General features: G+C 69.8%; 19 protein-coding genes. 8 read left to right on the forward strand and 11 right to left on the reverse strand.

Annotated elements, in window-relative coordinates:
• Window positions 1-91: 91 nt before the first annotated feature.
• Both ACIP79_RS05655 and clpB read right to left on the reverse strand, forming a co-directional pair.
• On the reverse strand, window positions 92-631 hold the full coding sequence (locus ACIP79_RS05655) for a YbjN domain-containing protein (RefSeq protein WP_401219766.1): 540 nt from the start codon (window positions 629-631) through the stop codon (window positions 92-94).
• 151 nt (window positions 632-782) lie between these two features.
• Entirely contained in the window at window positions 783-3380 is a 2598-nt protein-coding gene (clpB, locus tag ACIP79_RS05660; protein WP_401219769.1) for an ATP-dependent chaperone ClpB, read from the reverse strand.
• A 219-nt stretch (window positions 3381-3599) separates the two neighbouring features.
• Between clpB and ACIP79_RS05665 the strand changes: the two genes are divergently transcribed.
• Window positions 3600-4016 carry a pyridoxamine 5'-phosphate oxidase family protein gene (locus ACIP79_RS05665; RefSeq protein ID WP_401219772.1) on the forward strand — a complete coding sequence of 139 codons (417 nt, stop codon included), beginning with the start codon at window positions 3600-3602 and terminating at the stop codon, window positions 4014-4016.
• 154 nt (window positions 4017-4170) lie between these two features.
• Here the strand turns inward: ACIP79_RS05665 and ACIP79_RS05670 are convergent, their stop codons facing one another.
• Window positions 4171-4506 carry a hypothetical protein gene (locus ACIP79_RS05670; RefSeq protein ID WP_266457609.1) on the reverse strand — a complete coding sequence of 112 codons (336 nt, stop codon included), beginning with the start codon at window positions 4504-4506 and terminating at the stop codon, window positions 4171-4173.
• Window positions 4507-4509: 3 nt separating this feature from the next.
• Window positions 4510-4689 carry a hypothetical protein gene (locus tag ACIP79_RS05675; RefSeq protein WP_387188393.1) on the reverse strand — a complete coding sequence of 60 codons (180 nt, stop codon included), beginning with the start codon at window positions 4687-4689 and terminating at the stop codon, window positions 4510-4512.
• A gap of 155 nt (window positions 4690-4844) precedes the next feature.
• On the opposite strand from ACIP79_RS05675, the gene ACIP79_RS05680 reads away from it, so the two are divergent.
• On the forward strand, window positions 4845-5891 hold the full coding sequence (locus ACIP79_RS05680) for a helix-turn-helix transcriptional regulator (protein ID WP_401219776.1): 1047 nt from the start codon (window positions 4845-4847) through the stop codon (window positions 5889-5891).
• Here the strand turns inward: ACIP79_RS05680 and ACIP79_RS05685 are convergent.
• Complete coding sequence (locus ACIP79_RS05685; protein ID WP_383687401.1) at window positions 5812-6888, reverse strand: LuxR C-terminal-related transcriptional regulator; 1077 nt, start codon at window positions 6886-6888, stop codon at window positions 5812-5814. The genes ACIP79_RS05680 and ACIP79_RS05685 overlap by 80 nt on opposite strands.
• A gap of 500 nt (window positions 6889-7388) precedes the next feature.
• Here ACIP79_RS05685 and ACIP79_RS05690 point away from each other — a divergent pair, with 500 nt between their 5' ends.
• Genes ACIP79_RS05690 through ACIP79_RS05700 form a run of 3 tightly spaced genes read left to right on the forward strand, consistent with a single transcriptional unit; the run spans window position 7389 to window position 10778 of the window.
• On the forward strand, window positions 7389-8942 hold the full coding sequence (locus ACIP79_RS05690) for a circularly permuted type 2 ATP-grasp protein (protein WP_401219780.1): 1554 nt from the start codon (window positions 7389-7391) through the stop codon (window positions 8940-8942).
• 37 nt (window positions 8943-8979) lie between these two features.
• Complete coding sequence (locus ACIP79_RS05695) at window positions 8980-9912, forward strand: alpha-E domain-containing protein (protein ID WP_383687404.1); 933 nt, start codon at window positions 8980-8982, stop codon at window positions 9910-9912.
• A gap of 2 nt (window positions 9913-9914) precedes the next feature.
• Window positions 9915-10778: a transglutaminase N-terminal domain-containing protein gene (locus tag ACIP79_RS05700; RefSeq protein WP_401219783.1), complete on the forward strand. Its 864-nt coding sequence runs from the start codon at window positions 9915-9917 to the stop codon at window positions 10776-10778.
• Window positions 10779-10833: 55 nt separating this feature from the next.
• Here the strand turns inward: ACIP79_RS05700 and ACIP79_RS05705 are convergent, their stop codons facing one another.
• Entirely contained in the window at window positions 10834-11901 is a 1068-nt protein-coding gene (locus ACIP79_RS05705) for a sugar ABC transporter substrate-binding protein (RefSeq protein WP_401219786.1), read from the reverse strand.
• Between the two features lie 422 nt (window positions 11902-12323).
• Here ACIP79_RS05705 and ACIP79_RS05710 point away from each other — a divergent pair, with 422 nt between their 5' ends.
• Window positions 12324-14390 carry a PA14 domain-containing protein gene (locus ACIP79_RS05710; protein WP_401219789.1) on the forward strand — a complete coding sequence of 689 codons (2067 nt, stop codon included), beginning with the start codon at window positions 12324-12326 and terminating at the stop codon, window positions 14388-14390.
• Between the two features lie 66 nt (window positions 14391-14456).
• Here the strand turns inward: ACIP79_RS05710 and ACIP79_RS05715 are convergent, their stop codons facing one another.
• The 5 genes from ACIP79_RS05715 to ACIP79_RS05735 all read right to left on the reverse strand — a co-directional run bounded on the left by ACIP79_RS05715 (window position 14457) and on the right by ACIP79_RS05735 (window position 19932).
• Window positions 14457-14909, reverse strand: a complete 453-nt coding sequence (locus ACIP79_RS05715; RefSeq protein ID WP_387188672.1) for a heat shock protein transcriptional repressor HspR — start codon at window positions 14907-14909, stop codon at window positions 14457-14459.
• 7 nt (window positions 14910-14916) lie between these two features.
• Entirely contained in the window at window positions 14917-16101 is a 1185-nt protein-coding gene (gene dnaJ / locus ACIP79_RS05720; RefSeq protein ID WP_401219793.1) for a molecular chaperone DnaJ, read from the reverse strand.
• A gap of 33 nt (window positions 16102-16134) precedes the next feature.
• Window positions 16135-16800 carry a nucleotide exchange factor GrpE gene (gene grpE / locus ACIP79_RS05725; protein ID WP_401219796.1) on the reverse strand — a complete coding sequence of 222 codons (666 nt, stop codon included), beginning with the start codon at window positions 16798-16800 and terminating at the stop codon, window positions 16135-16137.
• Entirely contained in the window at window positions 16797-18644 is a 1848-nt protein-coding gene (gene dnaK / locus ACIP79_RS05730; protein ID WP_383688265.1) for a molecular chaperone DnaK, read from the reverse strand. Before dnaK ends, grpE begins: the two co-directional genes overlap by 4 nt.
• 106 nt (window positions 18645-18750) lie before the next feature.
• Complete coding sequence (locus tag ACIP79_RS05735) at window positions 18751-19932, reverse strand: undecaprenyl/decaprenyl-phosphate alpha-N-acetylglucosaminyl 1-phosphate transferase (RefSeq protein ID WP_401219798.1); 1182 nt, start codon at window positions 19930-19932, stop codon at window positions 18751-18753.
• A gap of 248 nt (window positions 19933-20180) precedes the next feature.
• Here ACIP79_RS05735 and ACIP79_RS05740 point away from each other — a divergent pair, with 248 nt between their 5' ends.
• Both ACIP79_RS05740 and ACIP79_RS05745 read left to right on the forward strand, forming a co-directional pair.
• Window positions 20181-22463, forward strand: coding sequence for a (Fe-S)-binding protein (locus ACIP79_RS05740; RefSeq protein ID WP_401219801.1), 2283 nt, complete (start codon window positions 20181-20183; stop codon window positions 22461-22463).
• 213 nt (window positions 22464-22676) lie between these two features.
• The gene (locus tag ACIP79_RS05745; RefSeq protein WP_401219803.1) at window positions 22677-24062 is read left to right on the forward strand and encodes an FG-GAP-like repeat-containing protein; all 1386 of its coding nucleotides are present in this window, start codon (window positions 22677-22679) and stop codon (window positions 24060-24062) included.
• Window positions 24063-24139 lie beyond the last annotated feature (77 nt).

Below are 24139 nucleotides of genomic sequence, written 5' to 3' on the forward strand. Positions count from 1 at the left end.
CGGCGCCCTGGCCGGGCTCTCGTGCGCGTACACCGCGGCCCGCTCGCGAGCGCGCGGGCAATACCGCTCTCGGTGATCGGTGACGGGAGGACTACTCCTCGCCGTCCTGGGGCTTCTCCGGGTTCTCCGCCTCGTTGACTTCCTGCTCAAGGCCGAGCTGCTCGACGAGCCACTTGTCGAACTCGATGGCGGCCCGCACCCAGCTCACCGTGGAGGACACGAAGTGCTCCAGGCTCACGCCGGTGCCGATCAGCATCTGCGCCTCGCCGATCAGGCGGACCGTGCCGTCGTCGTGCGTGTGGCTGTAGACCTTCGGCCACAGGGTGCGACGGTTCCAGTCGTCGATGGACTCCAGGAGCGCCGGCTTCTCGTCGATCTGGTGCGGCCGGTCGTAGAACGTCCGCACCGAGAAGACCTGCTGGTCACCCTCGCCGCGGAACATGAAGTACGTACGGAACTGCTCCCACGGAGCCGCGAGGTCGCCCTCGTCGTCGATGACGTACTTCAGCTCCATCTGTTCCAGGAGCTGCTTCACAAGGTCCTGATCCGGGACGACGGGGCCCGCAGGTCCGCCGGGCTGCGGCTCGGGCTGGCCCCCGAAGTTCGGGATCGAAGACGGGTCGATGGACATCTGTGACACTCCTGCAGTCGTCTGACTCGTCCGGCCATCGCTGAGACCAGACGTACGCACCCCACCCTCTCTCGCCTCGCACCCAACCTGCAACAGCCCCGCCCCCCGGTCGGCTCCGAGGGGCGGGTTTCGGCGCGGGCGGGGCCCGGGGCTACAGCGTCTTGCCGGTCGCCGGGCCCACGATCAGCCCGTCCCCGAAGGCGTCGACCCGGACCGTGTCGCCGTCCTTGACCTCGCCCGCGAGGATCTCCTTGGCGAGCCGGTCGCCGATGGCGGTCTGGATGAGGCGGCGCAGCGGGCGGGCACCGTAGGCCGGATCGTTGCCCTCCTCGGCGAGCCAGGCCAGGGCCGCGTCGCTGATCTCCAGGGTGAGCCGCCGCTGGGCGAGCCGCTTGGCGAGGCGGTCGATCTGGAGCCTGGCGATGCGCTCCAGTTCCACCTTGTCCAGGGCCGAGAAGACCACCAGGTCGTCCAGCCGGTTCAGGAACTCCGGCTTGAAAGAGGCCCGTACGACTTCCAGCACCTGCTGCTTCTTCTCCTCGTCGGAGGAGAGCGGGTCGACCAGGAACTGACTGCCCAGGTTCGAGGTGAGGATCAGGATGGTGTTGCGGAAGTCGACCGTGCGGCCCTGACCGTCCGTCAGGCGGCCGTCGTCCAGCACCTGGAGGAGCACGTCGAAGACCTCGGGGTGCGCCTTCTCCACCTCGTCGAGGAGCACGACGCTGTACGGCCGCCTGCGCACCGCCTCGGTGAGCTGGCCGCCCTCCTCGTACCCGACGTATCCGGGGGGCGCGCCCACCAGGCGGGCAACGCTGTGCTTCTCGCCGTACTCGCTCATGTCGATGCGGACCATGGCCCGCTCGTCGTCGAAGAGGAAGTCCGCCAGGGCCTTGGCCAGTTCGGTCTTGCCGACGCCGGTGGGGCCGAGGAAGAGGAAGGATCCGGTGGGCCGGTCGGGGTCGGCGATTCCGGCGCGCGTGCGCCGTACGGCGTCGGACACCGCCTGCACGGCCTCCGACTGCCCGATGAGCCGGCGGCCCAACTCCTCCTCCATGCGCAGGAGTTTCTGGGTCTCGCCCTCCAGGAGCCGGCCGGCCGGGATGCCGGTCCAGGCGCCGACCACGTCCGCGATCTCGTCGGGCCCGACCTCCTCCTTCACCATGGTGTCCTTGGAGACCTCCACCTCGGCCTCGGAGGCTTCCTCCAAGTCACGCTCAAGGGTGGGGATCTCGCCGTACAGCAGCTTGGAGGCGGTGTCGAAGTCGCCGTCGCGCTGGGCACGTTCGGCCTGGCCGCGGAGCTCGTCGAGCTTCTCCTTCAGCTCACCGACCTGGTTGAGGGACTGCTTCTCCTTCTCCCAGCGGGCGGTGAGGCCGCGCAGTTCCTCGTCCTTGTCCGCGAGGTCGCGGCGCAGCCTTTCGAGGCGCTCGCGGGAGGCGGGGTCGGTCTCCTTCTCCAGTGCCAGCTCCTCCATCCGCAGCCGGTCCACCTGGCGCTGGAGTTCGTCGATCTCCAGCGGGGAGGAGTCGATCTCCATACGAAGCCGGGACGCGGCCTCGTCGACGAGGTCGATGGCCTTGTCCGGGAGGAAGCGGGAGGTGATGTACCGGTCGGAGAGCGTGGCGGCGGCGACCAGCGCGCTGTCCGCGATCACGACCTTGTGGTGGGCCTCGTACCGCCCCTTGAGGCCGCGCAGGATCGCGATGGTGTCCTCGACGGACGGCTCGGCTACGAGGACCTGCTGGAAGCGGCGCTCCAGGGCGGGGTCCTTCTCGATCCGCTCGCGGTACTCGTCGAGTGTCGTGGCGCCGACCATGCGCAGCTCGCCGCGCGCGAGCATCGGCTTCAGCATGTTGCCGGCGTCCATGGAGGAGTCACCGCCGGCGCCCGCGCCCACCACCGTGTGCAGCTCGTCGATGAAGGTGATGATCTGCCCGTCGGAGCCCTTGATCTCGGCGAGGACGGTCTTGAGCCGCTCCTCGAACTCGCCGCGGTACTTGGCGCCCGCGACCATGGCGCCCAGGTCCAGCGAGACGAGCCGCTTGTTCTTCAGCGACTCCGGGACGTCGCCCTTCACGATCCGCTGGGCGAGCCCCTCCACGACGGCGGTCTTGCCCACTCCGGGCTCGCCGATGAGGACGGGGTTGTTCTTGGTGCGCCGGGACAGGACCTGCACCACCCGGCGGATCTCCTGGTCCCTGCCGATGACCGGGTCGAGCTTGCCTTCCCGCGCGGCGGCGGTGAAGTCGGTACCGAACTTTTCGAGTGCCTTGTACTGGCCCTCGGGATCCGGGGTGGTCACCCGGCGCCCTCCCCTGCTCTTCTGGAACGCGGCGAGGAGCTTTTTGGCGTCCGCCCCCTGCTGGGAGAGTACGTCGCCGCTCCGGCCGCCCTTCGCGGCGATCCCCACGAGCAGGTGCTCGGTGGAGATGAACTCGTCGCCCAGCTCCCTGGCCCGCTCGGCGGAGTCGGCGATGACCGCGAGCAGCTCGCGGTCGGGCTGCGGGGGCGCGACGGTGGACCCGGTGACGCTGGGCAGCCCGGCGAGCACGCGCTCGACGCCGGCCCGCACGGAGGCCTGGTCCGCGTCCACGGCGGCCAGCAGGTCGATGATGTTCTCGTTGTCCTGGCCCTCCAGCAGCGCGAGCAGCAGGTGGGCGGGGGTGAGGTCCGGGTGTCCTCCGGACACGGCCCGGGTACTGGCCGCGTTGATCGCGTCCCGGCTCCTGTTGGTCAGCTCGGCGTCCACGGTCGCGTTCTCCTCCTCGGTTTCCTGGGCTGGTCAGCCGCCATCCCCATGCTGAGTGTGCCAACGAGCACAAAGTTGAGTCTATTCCACTCAAGGCTGGAGTGGGAGCGGATGGGGGCGGATACGCGGGGCGGGATGCGGTCCCCGCGTCGCGGCCCCCGGGGTCGCGGCCCCGGGTCGCGGGGCTGACGGGACTCGCCGGGAAGTAGATTCGCGCACATGGCTCCTTCACACCCGGTGGACCCGCGGCAGCCGGACACCGCCTACCTCAGCTTCTGGCGGGAGCGGCACCTGTGCACGCTGACGACCCTGCGCCCCGACGGCAGCCCGCACGTGGTGCCCGTCGGCGTCACATACGATCCCGAGGCCGGTCTGGCTCGGGTCATCGCGAACAAGTCCAGCGCGAAGGTGGGGTACGTGCTCGCGGCGGGCCCGGAGGGGGTACGGGTGGCCGTCTGCCAGGTCGACGGCCGGCGCTGGGCGACCCTGGAGGGGCGGGCCACGGTGTCCGCCGAGCCGGGCCGCGTCGCGGAGGCGGAACGCCGGTACACGGAGCGGTACGGGCGGGTGCCGTCCCCCAACCCCGCCCGGGTGGCGATCGAGATCGAACTGACCTCGGCACTGGGCCACGGCTGATTCCGGCCCATATGGCGAGGGCACGGCGGGTGGACCGATCGGCGGATACCTGGATCTTTCGCCGAAAACTGCAGCGGCGTCACCGTGTTCAGGTCACGGTGACGCCGCTGCGGGGGGAAGTACCTGCGCGATTTACTACGACGGGGGAATCGCGTCAGGCACTGCGGGGGGTGGCTGAGATGGTCTGCACGTCCGGGGCTTCCGGTTCGACCAGCTGGTGGTCACGCTGGTCGAGGTTCACAAAGATCATTCCGTATCGAATGGCGCACCGTACTGGCTGCGGCGCCCCCCGAGGCCGCCGCAGACACCGGTACGCCCGCAGATCCTCGTCGTCGTCACGCGTGACGACGACAGGCTCTCCGAATACCGTCACCATCAACGAGTCACCACTGTGGGGGATGGCGGTGACCAGGTCGATGAAGTGCCATCCGGAGCGATAGGCGGTGGCCATTTCCCTGCGGAAGGAGCGGTCATCAGGAGGAGTCGTCATAAGTCAGCCCCAGGTGCTGTCATCTGCGACGTCCGGAGAGACCGGACCCAACGCTCCGTCGCCTTGGTCCGTGGTCGCCACGACCGAGGCACCCCAGGTGCTGTCGCCTTGACCGCTCTTCGCACCGACAACGCCGCTCACCGCTCCGATGGCCACGACGGCGGAGAAGGCGGCGACAAGCATCGACCGAAGCATTTTCCTACGCATAATCGGCTTCGTCCTCACTTGAAGGTCTCCTCTTCCCCCGTCGAGTAAGACGATGGCTCATTCAGGCACGTGGTGGCCACACAATCGATGCATCATGTTCCTGCACGTTCAGGACCCTGGGGGGTGGAGATTTGGCAACGAACAGAACTAATGGGACACATCCCCATGCGGTGACCGAACTGTGCCAGGAAGGTGGCCGCCTTTACGCGGACGCTCTCCGCACAGGACGCATCGCCCGCGCGGACGTCGAGGCCGTTCCGTGCTTGATGGAGTTCGCGCTTCTCCATCCCGATCCCGACGACGCGAACTGGCTGCGCCCGGTGCCCCCGTCGGTCGCTCTGGCCCAGCGACTGAACCCCATAGAGAGTGAGATCACAGAGCGCAGGCGGCTGTCGATCGAGCTGGCCGATGCTTTCGAGCCGTTCATGACCCTGAGCGCGCAGGCCACGGCGAGTACGCACTCGATCACCGTGCTCGAGGGCTTCGACCGGATCAACGGAGCGCTCGACCTCGCGACGGCCCAGTGCCAGAACGAGATGCTGACGGTCCAGCCGAGCGGCCGCCGGCTGGAGCACACCCTCGTCCAGGGGCTGGAGCGCGACAGGCCGCTGACCGAACGCGGCGTGAGCATACGGACCCTCTACCAGCACACGGCCCGGTACAGCCCCGAGACCCAGGCCTACGTGGACCAGTTCTCCAACGGCAAGGTGGAGTACCGCACCATCGACGAGCTGGTCGAGCGGCTGATCATCTGCGACGAGACCGTCGCCTTCATCCCCACCCGCGACGACCGGCAGGTCGCCCTCGAACTGCGGCACCCCGGCCTGGTCCGCTACCTGGTCAAGGTCTTCGAGTTCATGTGGGGCCGCGCGGTCCCGCTGAACGCGGGCGCCCCCTACGAGACCGCCCCCGACGGCATCACCGACATCCAGCACTCCATCGCGAAGCTGCTGATCGAGGGCCACGTCGACGAGGCCATAGCCCGCCGGCTCGGCATGAACGTCCGCACCTGCCGGGCCCACATCGCCAAGCTGGCCACCGCCCTGGGCAGCGGCAGCCGGGCACAGCTCGGCTTCCTCATCGCCCAGTCGGGGATGCTCAAGCAGGAGGACCAGCCTGGCCCGGCACCCCGGCCGCATCAGCCGCCGCAGCCGGACCGGACACGTCAGGAACCGTGACCGCCGCCGGCTCCGGGGAGCGCGGAGTGTCGTCCAGCCCCGCCTGGGCGATGCGGACGCCCAGTTGGGTGCGGCTCGCTGCGCCCAGGGTCTCCGAGAGCCGGGCGATGTGCGCGCGGCAGGTGCGCACGCTGATCCCCAGCCGCTCGGCGACCACCGCGTCCTGATGCCCCTCGGCCAGCAGCGCCGCGATCGACCGCTCCCGGTAGGTGATGCCCTCGATGCCCGTCGAGGGGAGCTGGGAGGCGAGCGGGATCGCCAGCCGCCACAGCCGCTCGAAGACCGTCACCAGATAGTCGACCAGCGCCGGGTGACGCAGCTCAAGGGCCACCGTGCGGTCCGTGTTCGCCGGGATGAAGGCGACCGTGCGGTCGAAGAGGATGAGCCGTTCCACGACCTCGTCGAGGGTGCGGGCCTCGGCCGCCTCGCCCATCAGCTCCATGTAGTTCAACAGGCCCTGGCCGTGCCGGGCCACATGCGTGTAGAGGTCGCGCATGCGGACGCCCCGGCGGCGCAGGCCCAGCGCCCGGTGCAGCCCCTCGGAGAGTTCGTCCTCGCGCCGGATACCGCCCGGCTGCACGGTGAGCACCTCGGACGTACAGGCCTCGGTCGCCGAGTCCATGGCCGCCCGGATACGGGGCAGTCCGTCCAGTACGCGGATCGCCGCGCCCTCCGGCGGCGCCTGGACGCGCCCGCCGAGCCCGGCGTACCACTCGAACGCGGACACCGCCTCGCCCACCCGCGCCTGGCTCGCGCTGACCTCCGCGTACACCCCGCGCAGCAGCCGGGTCATGACCTCCTGCGGCGAGGTCGGCACCAGCCAGCCCATGTCGTCGGGGTCGGGGTGCAGCAGCGCCAGTTCCAGCAGGCAGGGCACCGACTCCGCGTCCCCGCGGGGCACACGGCCGCGCCGCACCGCCCGGGAGTACACCCGGTCACCTGCCACGCACAGCTGATCAGCGCCGTGCGGATGCCCGTCCGTCCCTTGCCCGGCCATCTCCCCACTCCCGCCCGGCCATCTCCCGCTCCCGCCCGGCCATCTACGCTCCGGCCCGGCCTGTCCCACCGTCGGTTCCAGCGCCTTCACGCGTCGGATCTCCACGCGTCCGCATATACCCCGATTTCGGCGGTTTCCACAGCGCCCGCGTGTTCCGTGCGTCCGCGCCTCCGCGACTTCCGCAGCGCAACTATGCGCGGCCCCGTCCACCATCGCAACACGGCTGCGTCGTCGCGCCGCACCCTATCGCCCACATGTGTCTGCATATATCCCCACCTCCGCGCCGGTCTTTGCAACAAGCTGAAGGCGGCCGCCCGTTGGTGGGGTACATCGTGGAGCCGCCTCGCGCGGGCGCGTCGGCGGCCGTGGCCGGATTCCTCCCGTGCCGCCCGCCCCGCGGCGCCCGCCGGGATCACGGCCGGACGGCGGCGGCACACCGCGTGAGCTGCCGGAAACCACCGAGTGATCAGCGCGTTACGTACCGCACTTAACGTCAGTCCATGGCGGACATATTTGACGCGTACGCGTTGGCCGACGCGTGGGACGAGATGTTTGTGCGGCCGGGCGAGGTCAGGACCGCCTACGAGCCGGTGCTGGCCGCGTTGCAGCCGATCGAGCCCGTTGAACTGCGGTTCAGGGCCGACCAGATGGCGCGGGCGTTCACCGACCGGGGTGTCACCTACGCCTTCGCGGGCGAGGAGCGGCCCTGGCCGCTCGATCTCGTGCCGCGCATCCTCGACGCGCTCGAATGGGACCTCGTCCAGCGCGGAGTCGCCCAGCGGGTGCGGGCCCTGGAGGCCTATCTGGGCGATGCCTACGGCCCCTGCCGCGCCTTCGAGGACGGAGTGGTCCCGTGGCGGCTGCTGCTCAACTCCCCGCATTTCCACCGCGCCGCGCACGGAATCGAGCCACCGGGCGGGGTACGGATTCACGTCGCCGGCATCGATCTCGTCCGGGACGAGGCGGGAGATTTCCGGGTCCTGGAGGACAACGTCCGCGTCCCGTCCGGTGTCTCGTACGTCATCGAGAACCGGCGCGCGATGACCCGGGTCTTCCCCTCCCTCTTCGCCGAACAGCATGTGGTGCCGGTGGACGGATACGCGCAGAAGCTGCTGGCCGCGCTGCGGGCGGCGGCCCCCGACGGGGTGACCGACCCCCGGGTCGTCGTCCTGACCCCCGGCCCGAGCAACGCCGCCTACTTCGAACACGCCCTGCTGGCACGGCTGATGGGCGTGCAGCTGGTCGAGGGGCACGACCTGGTCTGCCGCGGCAACCGGGTGTGGATGCGCACCACCCGCGGCGAGGTGCCCGTCCACGTCGTGTACCGGCGCCTGGACGACGACTTCCTCGACCCGCTCCAGTTCAGGCCCGACTCGGTGATCGGCTGCCCCGGGATCATGAACGCCGCGCAGGCGGGCACGGTGACCCTCGCGAACGCCGTCGGCAACGGCATCGCGGACGACAAGCTGCTCTACACGTACGTCCCCGACCTGATCCGCTACTACCTCTCCGAGGAACCGGTCCTCCCCAACGTCGAGTCCTTCCGGCCCGACGAGCCGGGCCAGTTGGAGGCCGTCCTCGACCAGATCGACCAGCTGGTCATCAAGCCCGTGGACGGCGCCGGGGGCATGGGCATCGTGATCGGGCCGAAGGCCGACCGGGAGACCCTGGAGCGCACCCGCGCCGCCGTCGCCGCCGATCCGCGCGGCTGGATCGCCCAGCGGCCGGTCGCCCTGTCCACCTCCCCCACCCTCGCGGGTGAACGGATGGCACCGCGCCACATCGACCTGCGCCCGTTCGCCGTCAACGACGGCAGCGACGTGTGGGTGCTGCCCGGCGGCCTCACCCGGGTCGCGCTCCAGGAGGGCAACCTCATCGTCAACTCCAGCCAGGGAGGCGGCTCCAAGGACACCTGGGTACTCGCCGAGGGGCCCGCCGAGCACCCGGCCCCGCCTGCCGCCGGCGGCACGGTCGCCGCCCTGGACGTCGTCCCCCGCCAGCTCGGCCCCGACGGCGACCGCGTCGCCGTACAGGAAGGGGCGCAGCAGCAGTGACCGCTTCTCCGGTTCCCGAGGCCCAGGAGGTACGGCCGTGAACGACGTGATCCTCTCCCGGATAGCCGAAGCCCTGATCTGGACCGGCCGGTACGTGGAGCGGGCGGACGCCACCGGCCGCATCCTCGACGCCTATCTGCACCGGCTCCTTGAGGACCCCTGGCGCGACGAGGACGTGGCCTGCCGGTCGCTGTACGCGATCCTCGGGGTCGACGCGGGCGGCGAACGCGTCGACATGCAGCAGGTCCTGGACCAGCTCGCCTTCGACGCCCGCTCCACCTGCTCCATCGAGGGCGCCCTCGGAGCCGCCCGGCTGAACGCGCGCAGCGCCCGCGAGGCGGTCTCCTCCGAGATGTGGGAGTGCCTCAACTCCACCTGGCACGCCCTCGCCGACCAGCGCCTGGCGGCCCGGCGCACCGGCCCGTACGCCTATCTGGAGCTCGTACGCCGCCGGACCGCTCTCTTCTTCGGGCTCGCCGACTCGACGATGAGCCGGGACGACAGCTGGCGGTTCGTGGTCCTCGGACGCAGCCTCGAGCGGGTCGACATGACCGTACGGCTGCTGTCGGTACGGGTGCTGGACGCGGCGCACGCTCCCGACTGGCCGACACTGCTCAGCGCGAGCGGCGCCGATGAGGCGTATGCGCGGGTGTACGGCGGTTTCGGCGACACCCCGAGAGTGGCTGAATTCCTCCTCATGGACCGGGACTTCCCGCGCTCGGCGCTGCACGCGCTGACCACCGCGGAGGAGTGCCTGTCGGCACTGGGACGCCCTAGACAGGACCCGGCACGCCGGCCGATAGGGCGGATGCGGACCCGCCTGGAGTACCTGGACCTGCCCGCGCTGGAGGAGCAACTCCCGGTTCTCCTCAGGGACTTGCAGCAGGCGTGTACGGCCTCCGCGGAGGCGGTGGCGGAGAAGTTCTTCCCGAACCAGGGGCCCGTCGAGTGGGCCCAGGAAGGAGCGTGACCATGACCGGCACCCCGCACACGGCGACCCGGCGGCTCCGTATCCGGCACACCACCCGTGTCTCGTACTCGCAGGCCGCGGTCTCCTCGCACAACGAGGTCCGCATGACACCGCTGACGCTCCCCGGCCAGACCACACTTGACGCCCGCGTGACGGTGAACCCCACCACCGCGACCTGGTCGTACTGGGACTACTGGGGCACCCAGGTCACCGGCTTCGACCTGATGGAACCGCACGCGGATCTGACCATCACGGCGTCGAGCCTGGTGGAGACGGCACCGCCGGGGCCGCCGACCGCCGCGCCCACCTGGGCGGAGATCGCCGAACTCACCGCCGGGTCACGCCTGTTGGAGTACGCGGCACCGACCGGCCGGACGACCGTGTCGGCGGAGCTGGTGGAGCGGGCCCGCGCCGCCGCCGCGGGCCTCGACCCGCACGAGACCGCCGTCGCCGTCTCGGCCCTGGTCACCGCGCAGGTCTCGTACATCCCGGGCGCCACCGGGGTGAACACCGGTGCCATGGAGGCCTGGGAACAGGGCGCGGGCGTCTGCCAGGACATCACCCACCTGACGGCCGCCCTGCTGCGCGGCCTCGGTCTGCCCACCCGCTATGTCTCCGGTTATCTGCACCCCGAGCGCGACGCCGAACTGCACCGGCCCGTCGCGGGCCAGAGCCACGCCTGGATCGAGTACTGGGCCGGCGACTGGAACGGCTACGACCCCACCAACAGCACCCGCGCCGCCGAGTCCCACGTGGTGGTGGGCCGGGGGCGCGACTACGACGACGTGACGCCGCACAAGGGGGTCTACCGCGGGGTCGCGGGCGGGCCGCCCGAGGTGACGGTGGAGTTCACCCGGGTGGCCTGAGCCCACGAACCGCCGCGCACGGCCGACGGCAGTACTGCTACCGCCGCTACCGCCGCTACTTCAGGTCGAGCGCGTTGCACGCGGACTGGTAGTCGGGCGTGCAGATTTCCTTGATCTTGTAGATGCCGTCCTGGACGACGGTGTCCTTGACGTTGTCCTGGGTGAGGGCGACCACCGGGACGAGCGCGGCCAGGATGTTCTTGTCGGTGGGGCTGTCGACCTTGTCGCTCGCCAGGGCGTCGAACTCGATCGTGCGGCCCTGCACCCGCGACACCGCCATCTCGGCGGCGACGCTGGCCTCCTGGGGGTAGGACTTGTAGACGCTCATGAACTGGTCGCCCTTGACGATGCGCTGCACCGCGGCGAGCTCCGCGTCCTGCCCGGTGACCGGCGGCACGGTGCTGACGCCCATGGTCTTCATGACGTCGATGACCGCGCCCGCGATGCCGTCGTTGGCGGCGTACACGCCCGCGATGTTGTCGAGGCCGACGGCCGCGATGGCCTTCTCCATGTTCTTCTTGGCCTCGACCGGGTCCCAGTTCTTGGTGTCGTACGCCTCGGCGATGTCCACCTTGTCCTGGAGCTCGACCATCGCGCCCGCCTTGAACTGCGCGGCGTTCGGGTCGGTCAGCGAGCCGTTCATCATGATGATCTTCTTGCTGGCGGAGCCCGCGCCCAGTTCACCGACGAGCGCCTTGCCCTGCACCTCGCCGACGAGTTCGTTGTCGAAGGAGACGTAGGCGTCGATCGGGCCCTCGGCGAGGCGGTCGTAGGCGATGACGGGGATGCCCGCGTCCTTGGCCGCCTGCACACCGGTCGCGATGGCCTTGGAGTCCACGGCGTCCACGAGGAGCACGTCGACCTTCTCGTCGATCATCTGCTGGAGCTGGGTGGCCTGCTTCTTGGCGTCCGCCTCGGCGTTGGCGTAGACGACGGTCCCCTTGTTGCTGGTGAGCTTCGCCACCTCCGCCTTGATGATGGGGTAGTCGAACTTCTCGTAACGCGTGTTCTCCGTCTCCGGGAGGAGCAGACCCACCTTGATGTCGTCGCCCTTGGTGGGGCTGGCCTTGGTCTCGCTGCCGCCGTCCACGACACCGCATCCCGCGAGCGAGAGGGCAGCCACGGATGAGGTCAGGGCTATGACGGTGCGAAACCGACGGGTGCTACGAGTGTTCACATCAGGTGCCTTCCGGGCGAGGTTGCAGCATTGCGACCCAGGTGGCTGAAAGCCAACGCGGCGATGACCCGAGCGTCAAGGACTAACCACTTAACGAGATGGCAACAGCGTTCTGTGTTCCCCAAGTGAACACGATGGGAAGGGGGTGCGTGTCCACTTCCACCGAACCTCATTGATTTACTCGTTTCACTCTTGTCACAGGGTTCGATGGCCTGTGGACGGCCCCGTTCCGCCGCCCCGGACGTCTCGACGTTGGCTGAAAACACCCACCCGAACATCCGTACAACCAAGTGCCGTCCTCGTGAGTCCTGATCGTCAACGGCCTCGCCTGCCGTTGACGATCGGACGTTCAGAACGTGAAGGACGGAATGAACCCAGCCAGACGTACGACCGCGGCGGCGGCCACCGCCGTCGTGCTCGCCACCGCCGGCGGCCTGCTCTCCGCGGCCGCCGCTCCGGCCTCCGCCGCGACCACCTGCGCCTCACCGGTCTACAAGCGGCAGTTCTTCGCGAACACCGCGTTCTCCGGGACGCCCAAGAAAACGGACTGCGACGCGGCCGTCGACCAGAGCTGGAGCGGGGCCCCCGTCACCGGACTGCCGAAGGACAACTTCGGCGTCCGCTGGTCCGTCACGCGGAACTTCGGGTCCGGTGGGCCCTTCACCGTCGCCGCCTACGGCACGGACGGGATCCGTGTCTACCTCGACGGCAGCCGCAAGATCGACCTCTGGTCCAACACGACGGGTTCGCGCACGAAGAGCCTGAACCTCACGATCCCCAAGGGCACGCACACCCTGCGGGTCGACTACGTCAACTGGACCGGCTCCGCCAGGGTCAGGCTCACGTACGCGCCGCGGACCACGGCCGGCGTCGACAAGGTCAAGCCGCTCACCCCCGGCGGCATCAGGACGACGTACGACAAGGCCACCGGCAAGGCGAAGCTCACCTGGTCCAAGAGCCCGGAGATGGACGTCGCCGGTTACCGCGTCTACCGCCGCGAGCGGGGCAGTTCGTTCGGGACCAGGCCGCTGGCGACGACCACCGCCACCTCGTACACCGACAGCACGCTCCCCATGGCGGGCGCGATGTTCCTCTACGAGGTGCGCGCCTACGACAGGTCGGGCAACGAGTCCGCCGGAACCACCGACCAGCCGGTCACCACGGTGGACAAGGTGGCACCGGTCGTCACCGACCTGGCCGTCCTCGGGAACTCCTCGCTGGACGGCGTGAGCCTGTGGTGGATGTCCACCGAAGGGGCGCTGGACTACGAGCTGCTGAGGTCCCCGGCGCGGAGCGGCCCGTTCACGGTGGTCGCGAAGAACCTGAGCAACTCCGCGACCGACGAGACCGCCCCGTACGGGGAGACCTCCTACTACAAGGTCGCGGCCACCGACGCGGCGGGCAACACCGGTTACTCCTCGGTGGTGTCCAACGCCCGGCCGCTCGCCGTGCCCTACTTCCTCGGCGGAACGAACCGGCCCGAGGACGGCGGCGGCGTCGACCTGTCCTGGTGGGTGTCGCCGTACTCGCCGAAGGAGTTCCGGGTGCACCGCGAGGAGCGGCGCTTCGACGACGCGACGGGCACGTTCGACGTCGTCGACTCCCGGGTGGTGCCCTGCGCCCCGAAGCTCACCGACACCGCCTACGGCACCCGGTACGCCTACGCCTGCACGGACACCACGGTCGTGCCGAGCCCGCACGACGGGTTCTACGTGTACTGGGTGACCAGCGTCGACGCCCTCGGGCGCGAGTCGGAGCCGTCCGGCGTCCACCGGTTCTCCTACGGCGACTCGACCGCCCCGCCGGCCCTCACCGGGTTCACCGCCACCGCGACCGAGTACGGCACGGTGCTGGACTGGGAGGACAGCCCGGTGGCCGACCTGGACCACTACGACGTCTTCCGGCTCAGCACGGTGGACGACGGCACCGGGACCACGTACGTGGGCCGCGCCGAGCCGGGTGACAGCCGGATCGTCGACTCGGCGAACCTCCAGGACGGCGAGCACCACACGTACTTCGTGGACGCGGTGGACACCTCGGGCAACTCCGTCAACATGTCGGTGGGCGACCCCTACGAGGTGGCGCACACCACCGTCACCGAGTACGACCTGCGGCCGATCGTGGAGACCCCGGCGGACTGGCTGGTCGGCCTGGACGCCAGGGCGGCGGACGACGCGTCGGCCATCGACCTCAGCTGGCGGCTGTCCCCGTCGTACCACGGCGACGACATCACCGGGTACCGCGTGTACCGGTGGAACCCGGCGACCGCCGCCTACGAGCCGCTGACCGCGGAGCCGGTCACCGGACTCACCTACACCGACACCACGGCCGCCGCCGGCACCACCCACTTCTACTGGGTGACCGCGCTGCACGCCGACGGCACCGAGTCCGCCCCCGGCGACGCCTGGGCGGCCCTGGCCCCGCGGCCGTCGTAGGACCGACAGCGAAGAGGCCCGCACACCGACGGATCGCCGGTGTGCGGGCCCCTTCGCGCGATTCCGTTACTCAGGCGGTCGCTTAGGCCGCCACACCACCAGCGCGCTCGTCTGCTGGACCTCCTGGTAGGGGACCAGGTCGCGGCGGTAGGAGGCGTGGACGGCCGCCTCGCGCTGCTGCATCGCGGCCGCGGCGCCGTCGACCGCCGACTGGAGTTCGGCGACGCGCTGCTGGAGCGCGGCGACCTGGTTCTCCAGCTCGATGATGCGTTTGATGCCGGCGAGGTTGATGCCCTCGTCCTGCGACAACTGCTGGACGGCGCGCAGCAGTTCGATGTCACGGGCCGAGTAGCGCCGGCCCCGGCCCGCGGTGCGGTCCGGGGAGACGAGGCCGAGGCGGTCGTACTGACGCAGGGTCTGCGGGTGCAGACCGGAGAGCTGGGCCGCCACCGAGATGACGTAGACCGGCGTCTCCTCGGTCAGTTCGTACGGGTTGCGTCGACGGCCGGGTACGTCCATGGCGTCCTCATGCTCCCTTCGCGGCCTGGAACAGCTCCGCCCGCGGGTCCTCGCCCACGGTCGCCTCGCGGTACGCCTCCAGGGCGTCGCGAGCCTTGTCCGACATGTCGGTGGGGACCGTCACCTCGACGGTGACCAGCAGGTCGCCGCGGGTGCCGTCCTTGCGGACCGCGCCCTTGCCACGGGCGCGCATGGTGCGGCCGTTGGGCGTGCCCGGCGGCAGCTTCAGCGTCACCGCGGGTCCGCCCAGCGTGGGCACCTTGACCTCGCCGCCGAGGGCCGCCTCCGCGAAGGTGACGGGAACGGTGACGGTGAGGTTGTCGCCCTTGCGGCCGAAGACGGGGTGGGCGTCGACATGCACGGTGACGTACAGGTCGCCCGCCGGTCCGCCCCGCTCACCGGGGGCGCCCTTGCCGCGCAGCCGGATGCGCTGGTTGTCGCTGACGCCGGCCGGGATACGGACCTGCATCGTGCGCGACGACTTGGCACGGCCGCTGCCGCTGCACACCTCGCAGGCGGTCTCCGCGATCAGACCGCGGCCCTTGCAGTCCGGGCAGGGGTCGGTGAGCGAGAACCCGCCGCCGGAACCCCGCGCCACCTGGCCGGTGCCGACGCACGTCGGGCACACGCGGGGTGTGCCGTTCGCGTCGCCGGTGCCCGAACAGGCCTTACAGGGCGCCTGCGAGGTCATCCGCAGCGGAACCGTCGCGCCGTCCACCGCCTCGGTGAAGCTGAGCGTCACCTCGGTGTCGATGTCCTGGCCGCGCCGGGGCTGCGTACGGGTGCCGGTGGTCGCGCCGCCGCGGTTGAACAGCCCGCCGAACACGTCACCGATCCCGCCGCCGAAGCCGCCGCCCTGCGGTCCGCCGCCCTGGGCGCCGCCTCCGAAGAGGTCACCCAGGTCGAAGTTGAAGTTGCCGCCGCCCGCGCCGGGGCCCGGACGGAAGCCGCCGTTGCCGAAGAGGGCGCGGGCCTCGTCGTACTCCTTGCGCTTCTTGGGGTCCCCGAGGATGTCGTTCGCCTCGGAGATCTCCTTGAAGCGGTCCTCCGCCTTGGCGTTGCCCTTGTTGGCGTCCGGGTGGAACTCGCGGGCGAGCTTCCTGTACGCCTTCTTGATCTCGGCCTCGGTGGCGTCCTTGGGGACGCCGAGGACCTTGTAGTAGTCCTTCTCGATGAAGTCCTTGGTGCTCATCCCCGACGTCCCTCCTCTCTCGTGCGTGCGACGTCAGCCCTCGTCCGGGCCACCGCTCTCCTTGTCGTCCGCCGCCTCGTCCGCCGTGTCCTCGGACTTGGCGGCCTGCGCGCCGGGCTGGGGCTCGGCGACGGCCACCCGCGCGGGGCGGATGGTGCGCTCGCCGAAGCGATACCCCGGCTGGAGAATCGCCACGCACGTCGTCTCCGTGACGTCCGGCGCGTACGAGTGCATCAGCGCTTCGTGGATCATCGGGTCGAAGGGCTCGCCCTCCTTGCCGAAGGTCTGAAGCCCCAGCTTCGCCGCGACACTCTCCATGGACTCGCCGACCGACTTGAAGCCGCCGACCAGTTCGCCGTGGTCCCGCGCGCGGCCGATGTCGTCGAGCACGGGCAGGAGCTCGGTCAGGAGGTTCGCGATGGCGACCTCCTTGACCGCGACCCGGTCGCGCTCGACGCGGCGGCGGTAGTTCTGGTACTCGGCCTGGAGCCGCTGAAGGTCGGCGGTCCGCTCACTGAGCGCCGTGCGCACCTGGTCCAACTGTGCTGTCAGACCAGCCAGTTGGGCCTGTGCCTGTGCTGCTGATTCGTCCCCGGCCGGGGCCGCCCCCTCAGGGGCGGCCTTCGGCTCGGCGTCGTCAGGGGTGGCGCCGGAAGGGACGTCAGGCTTCTCGTCGAAGCCCGGGGTCTCCTCCGTCACGCGGCACCGTCCTTGCGGTCACGGTCCTCGTCGACGATCTCCGCGTCGACCACGTCGTCGTCGGCCCTCGGCGCCTCGGCGCCGGGAGCGTCACCCGCGGCCTGAGCGGCGTTGGCGTCGGCGTACATGGCCTGGCCGAGCTTCTGCGAGACGGCGGCGACCTTCTCGGTGGCCGTGCGGATCTCGGCGGAGTCCTCGCCCTTGAGCGCGGCCTTCAGCTCCTCGACGGACGCCTCGACCTCGGTCTTGACGTCACCGGGGACCTTGTCCTCGTTGTCCTTGAGGAACTTCTCCGTCTGGTAGACGAGCTGCTCGCCCTGGTTGCGGGTCTCGGCGGCCTCGCGGCGGGCGTGGTCCTCCTCCGCGTACTTCTCGGCCTCTTCGCGCATCCGGTTGACCTCGTCCTTCGGCAGCGAGGAGCCACCGGTGACGGTCATCTTCTGCTCCTTGCCCGTGCCGAGGTCCTTGGCCGTGACGTGCATGATGCCGTTGGCGTCGATGTCGAAGGCGACCTCGATCTGCGGCACACCGCGCGGGGCCGGCGGCAGACCGGTCAGCTCGAACATCCCGAGCTTCTTGTTGTACGCCGCGATCTCGCGCTCGCCCTGGTAGACCTGGATCTGCACGGAGGGCTGGTTGTCCTCGGCCGTCGTGAAGATCTCGGACCGCTTGGTCGGGATCGTGGTGTTGCGCTCGATGAGCTTGGTCATGATCCCTCCCTTGGTCTCGATACCGAGGGACAGCGGGGTGACGTCGAGGAGCAGGACGTCCTTGACCTCGCCCTTGAGGACACCGGCCTGGAGGGCGGCGCCGATGGCGACGACCTCGTCCGGGTTCACGCCCTTGTTGGCCTCGTTGCCACCGGTCAGCTCCTTGACGAGCTCGGCGACGGCGGGCATACGGGTGGAGCCACCGACGAGAACGACGTGGTCGATCTCGGAGAGGTTGATCCCGGCGTCCTTGATGACGTTGTGGAACGGCGTCTTGCAGCGCTCCAGAAGGTCCGCGGTGAGCTGCTGGAACTGGGCGCGCGTGAGCTTCTCGTCCAGGTGCAGCGGGCCCTCGGCGGAAGCCGTGATGTAGGGCAGGTTGATCGAGGTCTCGGTGGACGAGGACAGCTCGATCTTGGCCTTCTCAGCGGCCTCGCGGAGGCGCTGGAGGGCCATCTTGTCCTTGGCGAGGTCCACGCCGTGACCGGCGCGGAACTGCTGGACCAGGTAGTCCATGACCCGCTGGTCCCAGTCGTCGCCACCGAGGTGGTTGTCGCCGTTGGTCGCCTTCACCTCGACGACGCCGTCGCCGATCTCCAGGAGGGACACGTCGAAGGTGCCGCCACCGAGGTCGAAGACGAGGATGGTCTGGTCGTCCTTGTCGAGGCCGTACGCCAGGGCGGCGGCCGTCGGCTCGTTGACGATACGCAGGACGTTGAGACCCGCGATCTCGCCGGCCTCCTTCGTCGCCTGGCGCTCGGAGTCGTTGAAGTACGCCGGAACGGTGATGACCGCGTCCGTGACCTTCTCGCCGAGGTAGGCCTCCGCGTCGCGCTTCAGCTTCTGCAGGATGAAGGCGCTCATCTGCTGCGGGTTGAAGTGCTTCCCGTCGAGCTCGATCTTCCAGTCCGTACCCATGTGACGCTTCACGGACCTGATCGTCCGGTCCACGTTCGTGACCGCCTGGCGCTTGGCGACCTCGCCGACGAGCACCTCACCGTTCTTCGCGAAGGCGACGACGGACGGCGTGGTCCTGGCACCCTCGGCGTTGGTGATGACGGTGGGCTCGCCGCCCTCCAGAACGCTGACGACGGAGTTAGTCGTGCCCAGGTCGATGCCGACCGCACGTGCCATTTCAATTCCTCCAGCAATGACTTGAGTGGAACGGACTCAAGTGTGCACGACTCTCGCCACTCGGTCAACAGAGCTGAGTCGAGGAGGCTCAACTCTTATCTCTTTCTTACACGCACCTTGCGTCTGACCTGGGAACATTCGGCTCGCCGGACGCGTGCGCACGAGCATTACGAGCCGCTGGAGGCCGGGGAGGGACGGCGCCCCTGGAGGCCGGGAGCGGTCTGGCGGGGCGCCGGACGGCCGGGGCGCCGGGAGAGGCGGAGCCCTTGGAAGCCGGGAACGCGCGGACCCGCCGGGCCACCGGGGCCCGGGGAGGCGCCGAGCCCTTGGGCGCGGGGGACGGCTGCGAGCGGCCGACCCGGGCACCGGGGCCCACCCGCCCCACGAGCACCACCAACGCGACCGCCCCGGCCACCCACCACGCGGCGCCGGCGTCCAGCCGGCCCAGGTCGATGAGCAGCCCCACCGACACACCGGCGCAGGCGGCGGCGCCGATCACCACCGTGATCCCGCGCCGGGTCAGCCCGATCCGACGGAGCCGGTGGGCCAGGTGCCCGCCCGGCCGCCCGGCCGTCAGCGCGAGATCGGCCAGCCCGACGGCGGTCAGCGAGAACAGCGCGGCGCCCTCGGATCCCGTCTCCCGCCCGCCGTGCACGAGCACCGCCGCCGAGGCGAGCACGAACCCGGCGAACAGCGCCCCGCACCGTCCCGGCACGATCCGGGCCGGGGGCCGGCCCTGCATCAGGAACCCGGCGAGCGCCGCCGCCAGCACGCTCATCAGCACCGCCGTACCGTCCATGACCTCCATCGCCGCGCACCCGCTCAGGGCGAAGGCGGTGACGACGCCGACGGTCCCGAGCACCCCGTCGGCGTGGTCGAGCGAGACGAAGGCGAACGTGCCGACGACGGTCAGGGCGACGCCCGCCATCCCGCCGAGCACCCCGAGTTCGCCGTACGGCATGACCAGCGCGGCGGCGATTCCCACCCCGGCCACCTGGACCGGGGGCGGCACCACCCGCAGGTCGGCGACCAGCCCGAGCAGCGCGACCGCGACGCCGGCCACCAGCAGCCGGCCGGCCTGGGACCCCAGCGGCGCGACCGCCGTCCACTGCCCGGCCCCGGCCACGAGAGCCGTTCCCCCGGCTACCGCCACGCCGCCCAGCAGGGGGACCGCGCGCGGCTTTCGCCGCTCGACCACCCCCAGGCGCAGGGCGACCATCCGCAGCAGGGCGGCGAGCACGGCGGTGAGGAGCAGGGCGGCGATGGCGGCAACGATTCCGTACAACACCTCGCCAATTTAGGCGTAAATGTCACAATACTGTGCGAATAACACGATCGGGTTTACGTGTCCGCGTACAGCCGATACGTGGGGCACCACACTCAGGCAACCCTCAGCGACGCAGATCACCGCCCCTCTGACTACAGTGCGGCGCAAGAAGTGGGTAGTCTCGGACGGCAGCTAAGTTACCGCTTAGTAATCTGTTCCAAGCAACACCAGACCCAGGAACCAACCTCGCAGGCCCGAGGAGCCCCCAAATGCAACTCGCCGCGATCATTGTGTCGCTGGTCATCAGCGCGGTCGGCGTGGCGCTGTTCAGCAGAGCCATCGCGCAGATCTACCGGTTCGTACGGCTCGGCCAGGACGTCCCCGTGGACACCCGGACCGACGACTGGACCGCGCGCACCGTCACGGTGGTCAGGGAGTTCCTCGGCCACACCCGGATGAACCGCTGGGGCGTCGTCGGCGTCGCGCACTGGTTCGTCGCCATCGGCTTCTTCTCGCTGATCGCGACCCTGGTGAACGCCTTCGGCCAGCTCTTCCAGGCCGACTGGGTGCTGCCGATCGTCGGCCACTGGCTGCCGTACGAGGTCTTCGTCGAGTTCATCGGCCTGATGACGGTCCTCGGCATCCTCACGCTGATCGTCATCCGCCAGCTCTCCACGTCCGACAAGCCGGGCCGCAAGTCCCGCTTCGCCGGATCGAACACGGGCCAGGCCTACTTCGTAGAGTCCGTCATCCTGATCATCGGGCTCGCGATCATGACGCTGCGCGGCCTGGAGGGCGCCCTCGTGGGCGTGCACGGCTACGAGGCCGCGTACTTCGCCTCGTACCCGGTCGTCGCCGCCTTCCGCGGCACCGACGTCGGCACCCTGCAGAACCTGATCTACCTCACCGCGATGATCAAGATCAGCACCTCGTTCATCTGGATGATCGTGGTGTCGCTGAAGACGGACATGGGGGTGGCCTGGCACCGTTTCCTGGCGTTCCCCAACATCTGGTTCAAGCGGAACGCCCGCGGTGCGGTCGCGCTGGGCGCGCTGCTCCCGATGACCTCCGCGGGCAGGGCGATCGACTTCACCGACCCCGGTGAGGACGACGTGTTCGGTGTCTCCCAGGTCGAGCAGTTCTCCTGGAAGGGCCTGCTGGACTTCTCCACCTGCACGGAGTGCGGGCGCTGCCAGTCGCAGTGCCCGGCGTGGAACACCGGCAAGCCGCTCTCCCCCAAGCTGCTCATCATGTCGCTGCGCGACCACGCCCACGCCAAGGCCCCCTACCTCCTGGCCGGCGGCGGCAAGAACGCCGAGGGCGAGGAGAAAGCCACCCCCGAACAGCTGGCCGACGTGCCGGCAGCGGCCCTGGCGGAGGCGGAGCGGCCGCTGATCGGGACGCTGGAGGAGAACGGGGTCATCGACCCCGACGTCCTGTGGTCGTGCACCACCTGCGGGGCCTGCGTGGAGCAGTGCCCGGTCGACATCGAGCACATCGACCACATCGTCGACATGCGCCGCTACCAGGTGATGATCGAGAGCGCGTTCCCCTCCGAGGCCGGGACGATGCTCAAGAACCTGGAGAAGAAGGGCAACCCCTGGGGCCTGGCCAAGAAGCAGCGCCTGGAGTGGACCCGGGAGGTCGACTTCGAGATCCCCGTCGTCGGACGGGATCTGGAGGACCTCTCCGAGGTCGACTACCTGTACTGGGTGGGCTGCGCGGGCGCCCTGGAGGACCGGGCGAAGAAGACCACCAAGGCCTTCGCCGAACTCCTCCACATGGCGGGCGTGAAGTTCGCCATCATGGGCGGCGACGAGAAGTGCACCGGTGACTCCGCCCGCCGCCTGGGCAACGAGCCCCTGTTCCAGGAACTGGGCATGGAGAACGTCGCCGCCCTCAACATGGCCTTCGGGGAGGACGACGAGGACGCCTCGACCCGGAAGCCGAAGTCCGCGAAGAAGATCGTCGCGACCTGCCCGCACTGCCTCAACACCCTGGGCAACGAGTACCCCCAGCTCGGCGGCGACTACGAGGTCATCCACCACACCCAGCTGCTCCAGCACCTCATCGACGAGGGCAAACTGGTCCCCGTCACCCCCGTCGAGGGCCTGATCACCTACCACGACCCCTGCTACCTGGGCCGCCACAACAAGATCTACACCCCGCCCCGCGAGATCATGTCCGCCGTCCCGGGCCTGCGCCAGCAGGAGATGCACCGCCACAAGGAACGCGGCTTCTGCTGCGGCGCCGGCGGCGCCCGCATGTGGATGGAGGAGCGGATCGGCAAACGCATCAACAACGAACGCGTCGAGGAAGCCCTCTCCCTCAACCCCGACATCGTCTCCACCGCCTGCCCCTTCTGCCTCGTCATGCTCACCGACTCCGTCAACGGCAAGAAGAACGACGGCCAGGCCAAAGAAACCGTCCAAGTCGTCGACGTCGCCCAACTCCTCCTGGACTCCGTCAAAACCCCCGAGGGTCCCGAGGGACCGGAGGGCTCGGCCGCGGCGGAGAGCGCGCCTGAGCCGGAGCCACAGCCGGTGAAGTAACGGGCAGGGTCCCGTCACGCGGAACACCCCATGTCCCGGGCCGGCCCGGGACATGGGGTGTCGTCGTGTTCGGGGGACGAGGACGAGGACGAGGGCAGCGACAGGATCGCCAGATGGTTCATCGCAATTCATCCGCGCCCGTACAACCCTTCCCCCACCCCGCAGGTCTCAAGATCGCCAACTCCGGCACCACCTCCGCCTCTTGGAGACCTCTTGCGCACCCGCACCTTCCTCGTGGCCGCCGCTCTCCTCTCGTCCGGCCTGACCCCGCTCGCCCTCGCGGCCCCCGCCACCGCGGCGGCCTCGAAGTACGCGGACGACTTCAACGGGGACGGCTACCGCGACCTCGCGGTCGGCGACGAAACGGCCACCACCGGCGGCAAGAAGCAGGCCGGTGCCGTGGCTGTCGTCTGGGGAACGGCGCGCGGCCTCGACCCCGCCAAGCGCACGGTGATCACGGAGAACAGTCCGAACGTCGCCGGTGGTGCCGAGACGAACGACTTCTTCGGCCGCAAGATCACGCCCGTCGACCTGAACAAGGACGGCTTCGGTGACCTCCTCGTATCCGCCCCCGGAGAGGACATCGGTGGCAAGGGCGCGTTCACCGTCCTGTGGGGCGCCAGGTCGGGTCTGACGAGCGGGAGTCAGTATCGGAGCCCCGGCTTCGCCAAGGACCTCGCGGTCGGTGACTTCAACGCCGACGGCAAGCTGGACGTGGTCGCGGTCGACGACGAGTACGTCTGGTTCATCCGCGGCCCGTTCACCAAGTCCGGCACACGCGGCACCGCCACCAACCTCGACCCGATCGACGGCGAGGACATCAACCCGGACATGGTGGTGTCCGGCAAGGTCACCAAGGACGGCACCGCCGACTTCGCGGTCGTGGGCTACGACACGGACACGCGCACCAGCCGCCTGTGGTTCTACCGAGGCAGCACGAGCGGCCCCGTCAAACCCCCCAGGAAGATCGGCCTGCCCGGCTCGCCCGACCTCGTCGGATCGAGCGCCACCATCGCGGACTTCAACAGGGACGGGTACGGCGACGTGGCCATCGGCGTCTCCCGCTCCGGCCCCGGCGGCGCGGTCAAGATCCTCCCCGGTACCTCCGCGGGACCCGGCACAAGCGTCAGGACCATCACCCAGAACACCGCCTCCGTCCCGGGCACCTCGGAGAACGGTGACATGTTCGGCTACGACGTCTCCGCCTGGGACTCCAACGGCGACGACTACCCGGACCTCGCGGTCGGCGCCCCGGGCGAAGCCCTCGGCGACAACTTCCGGAGCACGGGCGCCGTCACCGTCCTGCGCGGCTCCGCCTCCGGCCTCACCGGCAAGAACTCCCGCCAGTACGACTACGCCACCACCGGCGTCGAGGGCCCCATGGACGAGGGCGACACCTGGTTCGGCGCCTCGGTACTGCTGCGCGACTACAACCGTGACGGCCGCGCCGAACTGATCGCCACCTCACCGCAGATCGGCCGCCTCCACCTCCTCCCCGGCACCCGGTCCGGCCCGTCGGGCACGGGCTCGACGACGCTGAAGGTCGCGGACCTGGGCCTCGGCGCCCGCCCGTACTTCGGCGCCGCGCTCGCGGACTGAACCGGATCGGGGGTCAGGGTGTTGCCCTGGCCCCCTACGACGTTTCCGGAGCCGTGGCCGTCACGCCGGGCGAGCCT

The organism is Streptomyces sp. NPDC088747, from assembly GCF_044751025.1.
GTDB lineage: Bacteria > Actinomycetota > Actinomycetes > Streptomycetales > Streptomycetaceae > Streptomyces.

Coding starts and splice junctions, on each gene's coding strand:
- ACIP79_RS05700 (WP_401219783.1), top strand. CDS start 9,915: ATGACCGGCACCCCGCACACGGCGACCCGGCGGCTCCGTATCCGGCAC.
- ACIP79_RS05675 (WP_387188393.1), bottom strand. CDS start 4,689: ATGCTTGTCGCCGCCTTCTCCGCCGTCGTGGCCATCGGAGCGGTGAGC.
- dnaJ (WP_401219793.1), bottom strand. CDS start 16,101: ATGAGCACCAAGGACTTCATCGAGAAGGACTACTACAAGGTCCTCGGC.
- ACIP79_RS05670 (WP_266457609.1), bottom strand. CDS start 4,506: ATGACGACTCCTCCTGATGACCGCTCCTTCCGCAGGGAAATGGCCACC.
- ACIP79_RS05740 (WP_401219801.1), top strand. CDS start 20,181: ATGCAACTCGCCGCGATCATTGTGTCGCTGGTCATCAGCGCGGTCGGC.
- ACIP79_RS05715 (WP_387188672.1), bottom strand. CDS start 14,909: ATGGACGTACCCGGCCGTCGACGCAACCCGTACGAACTGACCGAGGAG.
- ACIP79_RS05665 (WP_401219772.1), top strand. CDS start 3,600: ATGGCTCCTTCACACCCGGTGGACCCGCGGCAGCCGGACACCGCCTAC.
- ACIP79_RS05655 (WP_401219766.1), bottom strand. CDS start 631: ATGTCCATCGACCCGTCTTCGATCCCGAACTTCGGGGGCCAGCCCGAG.
- dnaK (WP_383688265.1), bottom strand. CDS start 18,644: ATGGCACGTGCGGTCGGCATCGACCTGGGCACGACTAACTCCGTCGTC.
- ACIP79_RS05690 (WP_401219780.1), top strand. CDS start 7,389: ATGGCGGACATATTTGACGCGTACGCGTTGGCCGACGCGTGGGACGAG.
- ACIP79_RS05710 (WP_401219789.1), top strand. CDS start 12,324: ATGAACCCAGCCAGACGTACGACCGCGGCGGCGGCCACCGCCGTCGTG.
- ACIP79_RS05685 (WP_383687401.1), bottom strand. CDS start 6,888: ATGGCCGGGCAAGGGACGGACGGGCATCCGCACGGCGCTGATCAGCTG.